4 protein-coding genes are annotated in these 6921 nt (G+C 67.3%); all 4 read right to left on the bottom strand.

Annotated elements, in window-relative coordinates:
• Positions 1 to 1756 (bottom strand): S8 family serine peptidase (locus ACLBYG_RS23255; RefSeq protein WP_447683049.1); only part of this gene is annotated, 1756 nt, incomplete at its 3' end.
• A 361-nt stretch (positions 1757 to 2117) separates the two neighbouring features.
• A complete protein-coding gene (locus ACLBYG_RS23250) occupies positions 2118 to 4751 on the bottom strand; it encodes a TonB-dependent siderophore receptor (RefSeq protein ID WP_447683048.1) in 2634 nt (877 codons plus the stop codon).
• 117 nt (positions 4752 to 4868) lie between these two features.
• Entirely contained in the window at positions 4869 to 5813 is a 945-nt protein-coding gene (locus tag ACLBYG_RS23245) for a FecR family protein (RefSeq protein WP_447683047.1), read from the bottom strand.
• Between the two features lie 72 nt (positions 5814 to 5885).
• Positions 5886 to 6395, bottom strand: a complete 510-nt coding sequence (locus ACLBYG_RS23240) for an RNA polymerase sigma factor (RefSeq protein ID WP_056524283.1) — start codon at positions 6393 to 6395, stop codon at positions 5886 to 5888.
• Positions 6396 to 6921: the final 526 nt, after the last annotated feature.

The raw sequence follows: 6921 nt of genomic DNA, 5'->3' as shown, positions 1-6921 counted from the left end.
TGTTGGTCAGGCCGCCCGCGACGGTGCCGCTGTTGGACAGCGTGCCGCTGTTGGCCACGCCGCCGGCGATCACGCCGCTGCTGAGCGCCGTGCCGGCATTGGTCGCACCTCCGGAGATGGTGCCGGTGTTAATCAGGAGGCCGGCATTGCTGACGCTGCTCTGGGTCCAGCCGGCATTGAGATAGGTGCCCGCACTCTGGACGGAGACCGGTGAGGTCAGGCTGCCGCTGGCGGACAGGAACAGGGTGCCGCCGGCGACAGTGGTCGGTCCGGCATAGGTGTTGGTGCCGGCGAGTTCGAGGGTGCCGAGCCCGACCTTGGTCAGGCCGCCGACGCCGGAGATGGCGTTGGCGAAGCGGCCGTAATAGGCCTGTCCGTTGTAGGTGGTGTTGACCGTCCAGTCGGAGGTGAACTGGCCCGGGCCGTCGATGGCCTTGCCGAGGTTGAGCAGGCCCCAGCCGAAGGTGGCGTTCGGGGCGTTGGCCGGACCGTCGCCGAGATGGGTGGCGGTGGTGAACATGGTCTGGGCGATCTGCGGCGCCGTCAGGAACGGGAACGCCTGACGCAGGACAGCGGCTGCACCCGCTACGTGCGGCGCGGCCATCGAGGTGCCTTGTTTAGATCCATAGTTTGAGCCGTTAAGCCCCGTTCCGACCTGGACGGTGGAGTAGATGTTTGTTCCCGGCGCTGCAATGCACCACGCCGCTGTGACACCGCACAGATTACTGAACCAGGCAATTCGGTTGCTGGAGTCAACTGCGACTACAGACATGATGTAGCCAGAAAGACTGGAGAAGTCGATCTTGCTCTGATCGACTGGTCCGACCGGAGCTACATCGACGCTTTCCATGTTGGCGGAGTTCAGTCCGCGGCGAGTGTAGAATTGGTAGATGCCGCTATTGGCATTTTCGGGCTTGATGAACGGGTATAGCGCGGCACCCGTCGGACTCGTCGTCACATCGGGTTGATCCAGACGTTCATTGCCAGCTGCAAACACCAAGAGCATGTCGCGGTCGACCGCCCGCTTTATCGCTCGATACTCATTAATATCGCCTAGCGTGTATTCTTGTGTCGTCAATCTCCGATAGGTTGGATTCGGAATGCCGTTACTATCGAATGGTTCGGAAACAACAGGTCCATAGCTGCCATTTAAAACCCTGGCTTTCTGCTGAGCTGCGTAATCGATTGCATTTGCAGTATTCGTCAGGTCGAAGAGCGCTAGGACCGTGCTGTCGAAAGCGACGCCCATCATACCCGTTCCGTTGCGGGCTGCTGCTATTGTTCCCGCTACATGGGTGCCGTGGCTTTTGGGGTCCGTGTCACCGAGCAGAAAAGGATCGTTTGGAGGAATGAAATTACGGGAATATGGAGAAATACGGCCGAGGCGGTTATTAAATTCGGGATGATTCGGGTCAATGCCGCTATCAACAACAGCAACCAGGACGCCGTTTCCGGTGAAGCCGCGCGCATAGGCTGTCGCGGCGTTGATTGCTGCCAACCCCCAATCAGCCCGGTATTCGGGCGTGTCGAACTGCGCCGCCGTCAACGGAACTCCGAAGGCATCGAAGGTCGAGGGCGAGCGCGCCGGCACGGTCTGCGCCGCCACAGGTCCCAGAGCCAGCGCGAGCGTCGCGAGCGAGCTGCCGACCAGCAATCCGAGCCGTACGGGGCCGCGCCGCCGGGTTCCGGCGCGCGCGCCCCGGCTCGGATCACAGGATCCGGTCACACGCTCTACATCGCTATACTGTTTGACCACCGGACTGACCCCCGTCATGCCTGCCGCAAGCTTTGCACGGGGGTTAGGAAATGCGGGTTTAACGGACTATCACATCGCGGCAACACTCGGTGCCGCGCGCGACGTCCTGAAACGGGGATCCCCCTTTCTGGAACGGATAGCCCCCCCCCCCCCGCAATCGCGAGCTTGGCCGAGCGCCGCGGTTCGATGCGGCCAGATCGGGCCAAAACGGCGCCGCGACCGGCCCGCTCCCGCCATGCGGCCACAGACACAGGCGGAAGGTTCGCGAGGCGGTAAAGCGGCGGGCCGACGCCCGCCGATACCCCTCCGGTCCCGGCCGCCCGGAGACGGTCGGCGCCGCGCGCGTCATCGTCCGACGATCCTACCAGCGATAGGTGAGCGTCCCGAACACGCTCCGGCGGAACCCCTCGAAGACGTAGCCGGTGTAGAAGCCCGACGTGAAGTACCGCTGGTCGAAGATGTTGTTGGCGTTCACCGACAGGATTGCGCCCTTCCAGGCCGGGTTCAGCTGGGCGAGGTCGTAGTTCAGCGAGGCGTCGACGAGGGCGTAGGCCGGGATGCGATCGACGTTGGTGGCGTCCGTCCGCTCGCCGACGTAGCGCACGCCCGCCCCCGCCCGGAAGCCGGCGAAGGGCGAGTTCAGCGGGAAGGTGTAGTCGGCGAAGAGGGACAGGGTGTTGTCCGGCGCGTTCGGCAGGCGATTGCCGACGAGCGCCGGGTTGGTCGCGTTCCGCGTGACCTTCGTGTCGAGGTGGGCGTAGCCGAAGATCAGGTTGAACCCGTCGAACAGGCTCGCCTTGCCCTCCAGTTCGAAGCCCCGCGACTCCGCGGCGCCGGTCACGATGAAGAAGCCGGGGTTGCGGGGATCGGCCAGGGGGATGTTGGTCTGCGTGATCTCGAAATACGACGCGGTGACGAGCGCGTTGGTGCCGACCGGCTGCCACTTGACGCCGCCCTCGATCTGGCTGGCCTCGCGGGGTGGCAGCGCCGACCCGTCCGCCCGCTGGCCCGCGATCTGCGGGTTGAACGACGTCGAGTAGGCGGCGTAGGGCACGATTCCGGCGGCGAACTCGTAGCCCAGGGCGGCCCGGTAGCTCAGGGCCGAGAAGTTCTGGTTGTCGACCGTCGTCCGGTTGAGGGTCGCGACCGGCAGGTTCGGGAAGTTGAAGGTGGTCCGGACCTGCTGGTCGACCCAGTCTTTGCGCAGGCTCCCCGTGAGGATGAAGCCGTTCCACTTCATCTGGTCTTGGACATAGGCGCCCGTCTGCTGCTGGAGCGCCCGGGTCGAGACGTTCGTGCGCTGCGGGAAGGCGATGCCGAGGTTGTAGACCGGATTGTACAGGTCGATCAGGCGGTTCGCGGCGATCGTCGGGTAGCCGTTCGGGAAGGTCCGCGCGTCGCGGCGGTAGTAGTTCTGGAAGCCGACGCCGAAGACGACGTCGTGCTGGATGTCCCAGGTGTCGAAGCGCCCCTGGATATAGTTGTCGGTCAGGAGCCCCTGGCTCGACTGGTCGCGCAGGTACGGGAAGACCGAGACGGCGAGGAAACCGGGCGGCGTGAAGGCCGGGCTGGCGCCGACCGCATCGAACTTCGAGGTGGTCTCGTAGGCCCGGAAGGCGGAGTGCAGCAGCCATCCCGGCGCGAAGCTGTGGTCGAGGATGTAGCCGATCTCCTTGTTCTCCAGGAGGCCGGTGTTGAAGTTCGGCTGCCCGACGAACGGGCTGCGCGGGAAGAAGCCGCGCGCGCTCGGCAGGATCGAGCCGACGATCGGCAGGCTCTGCTCCGAGCCGCCGCCGCGGTACTCGGCGTACTTGCCCAGCACCGTGAGCGACGTGTCGGCGTCCGGCCGCCAGGTCAGAGCCGGGGCGATGAAGGTCCGGTCATCCGGCGTGTACCTGACCTGGCTGTCGGCGTTGCGGACGAGGCCGGTCACCCGGTAGGCGAATTGCGGCGCCCCCGCGACCGGGCCGGACAGGTCGAAGCCGGCCTGGACGCGCCCGTAATTGCCGCCCTGGATGAACACCTCGTTGAACGGCACGAAGGTCGGGCGCTTCGAGACGAGGTTGATGATGCCGCCCGGCTGGCCCTGGCCGTAGAGGACCGAGATCGGCCCCTTCACGACGTCGATGCGCTCGTAGGCGTAGGGCTCGATGTTCTGGTCGAACGAGTTGAAGCCGTAGCGCAGGCCGTCCTCGTAGACGCTGTCGAAATTGTTGGCGTTGAACCCGCGCAGCGTGAAGGTCGGACCGCCCTGGCCGCCGGGATAGTCGACGGCCTGGACGTTGGGCGTGTAGGCGACCGCGAGGTTGACGTCCTGCACGCCCCGGACATTCAGCTCGTCGCGGGTGATGACGCTGACGGTGGCGGGCGTTTCCAGGATGGAATCGTTGCCCTTCGAGCCCGCCGTTGACCGGGTCGCGACGAAGCCCGTCGTCCCGAAGGTCGGCTGCTGGGCCTCGACCGAGAGCTCGTCGAGGGTGACCGACGCGGCGGCCGCCCCGACCAGCGTCGGCGCGTTCGAATCCCCCGGCGGCAGGGACGCCTGGGCGTAGCGCGGGTTCACGAGCGTGATCGTCGCGTGCTTCGCCGCGCGGTAGGTCAGCCCCGTCCCGTCGAGCAGCTGCGTCAGCGCCTCCAGGGGCAGGACGTCCCCCTCGACGCCCCGCGTCGCGAGGTTCTCGGTCAGCGCCGTCCGGTAGGCCAGCGACAGGCCCGTCCGCGCGATGAGGCTCGCCAGGGCCGGCTCGAGGGGGCCGGGCGCGATCGAGAGCCGGACGCGCCGCTCCGAGAGCGCGCGCGGCGGCGCGGCATCGCCGGTGGCGACGGGCACGATGTTGAGCCGCTCGCCCGCCCGCACGAAGGTCGGGGTGATCGAACGGTCCTGCGCGGCCGACGCCTGCCCGAGCGCGATCAGGGACGCGCTCGCCAGGGCCGCACCGCGCCATGGACAGCCCGGCGCGCGGCCGAGCGTGCCGCCAAGATCCCACACCGCCATTCATGCCCCCGTTCCGCGGAGGGCGGCGCGCTCGGCGCGCGCTCCGTGGCCCTCACGGACAAACGACAATCGAGGCGCGAAACTCCTGACCTCCCCGCGTCGGTTTTTTTCGCTTCGTCAGGCCGGCGGCCTGACGAGGACGAGGTACGGAGTCAGGCGCGTGACGCGCAGGCCCATCGTCGCGGCCAGAACGTCGAGCGCGTCGTCGGTGTCGCGGATGTCGAGCGTCCCGCTGAAGCGCTGCGCGCCCAGCCCCGAACCGAGCAGGACGATGCGCCCGCGCCGATAGCGGTTCAGGTCGGCCACGACCGCGGCGAGGGGCTGCCCCGTGACGACGAGCTTGCCCTCCCGCCACGCCGTGGCGCGCCCCACATCGCCGCGCTCGACCATCAGATGGCCGTCGGCGCTCCGGAGGGCGACCTCGCCGGCTCCGATGGTCACGGCGCCCGCGGTCGTCGACGCGTCCACGCGCCCCTCCGCCACGCCGACCGGTTCGGCGTCCCCGCCGGCCCGGACGAAGAAGCGCGTCCCCACAGCGCGCACCCGCAACCCGCCGCCGTAGACCACGAAGGGTCGGGCGCTGTCGGGCACGACATCGAACACCGCCTCGCCGCGCAGCAGGTGGACGTCGCGCGCGACGGCCGTGAAGTGCAGGGCGAGCGCGGTGTCGGTGTTGAGGGCGGCGCGGCTGCCGTCGGGGAGCCGCGCCGTCTCGATGTCCCCGATCCCGGTCCAGACGTCGGCGCGGACACGGTCGAGGATCCCGCTCTCGTAGGCGATGAATCCGGACAGGCCCAGCGCTGCCGCGAGACCGACGAGGCGCGTCGGTGGCGGCCGCCTGCGCCGGCGCGTATCGGGCACGCGCCCGGCGATGCCCCGCCACGCCTCCATCTCCGCGTAGGCCTCGGCATGGGCCGGGTCGGCGGCGCGCCAGGTCTCGAAGGCTGCCCGGTCGGCGTCGGTCGCGTCGGGGGAGGACAGGCGAACCACCCAGAACGCGGCCCGCGCGTAGATCGGGTCGTCCGCGGCCTCGTCGCCCGCGGGCTTGCGCTCCTCCTCCATGTCGACCCGCTGCCCGCTCCGCCCGTCCGACCTATGAAGACCATCGAGGCCGCGAACTCCTGACGTGCCCGATCAGAAAAACTCGTGACACGCGCGACGAATGTGCAGCAGCGCCTTGATGAGGTGCTTCTCGACCATGTTGCGGCTGACGCCGAGACGGACGGCGACCTCCCCGTTCGAGAGGCCCTCGACGGTGCTGAGCAGGAACGCCTCCCGGCAGCGCGGCGGCAGCCCGTCGATCGTTGCCGCCACGAGGCGCAGCTGCTCGCGGGCGATCACCTGCGTCTCGGTCTGGGCGTGCCCGTCCACGACGCTCGACAGTTCGAGATCGGTCATGGATCGGAAGAGGCGCGCTTCGAACCGGCGCCGCTTGCCGAGATTGGCGGCGACGTTGCGCGCGAGGTGGAACAGGAAGAGGCGCGGATGCTCCAAGTCGGTGGTCGTGAGTGCTTTGACGAGGCGAAGATACGTCTCCTGCGCGGCGTCGGCTGCGTCGGCAGGGTTCCCGAGTTTGCGAAGAAGGAACCGCTGGAGGTTCAGGTTCTCACTGCGATGTAGGGCATCCAATGATACCGCCGCCATAACTCCAATCCTCAGGTGCCTCGCCGACGCACACGAGCGCGCGGCGCCGACCGATTAGACTGTCACGCCGAGGATAGATGCAAGCGTTCTGAACGCTTTTAGCCGATCTAAACTGATACACCTGCTCTCAGCCAAACGCTTGTTCGGCCGCAACGAAACAGCGATGCGAATGCAGGGCCTTGAACTGGAATAGTTCTATTAGAACGGCTGTTTTCCATGTTCTGTTGCAAATCTGCGGCATGGATCGGGGCATGCCGGTGGTGTTCTGGGACCCGGCTTCGCGCCGTTCGTGGTCGAGACGCGCTCAGCGTCCCGGGGCCGCCTTCCGTCAGACGTCGAACGCCCACGTCCTCGACATGGTGCTCGAACCCGGCCGATCGCGGAGCCGCCCGTTCCGGCCACGCACCTTCGCCTCGCAACGCGGCCTGCGATCTGGCGCTGCGAGGGTCGGAAAAGGGTCGGACTTGGTCCGTGCGGCTATATATCCGCTTCGCTACATCTGCCGTCCCACAGCAAAAATGGCGGC

The organism is Methylobacterium sp. D53M (assembly GCF_053345625.1).
Note: the sequence above shows the minus strand (reverse complement) of the source record. Positions and strands in the feature narration are given on the sequence as shown.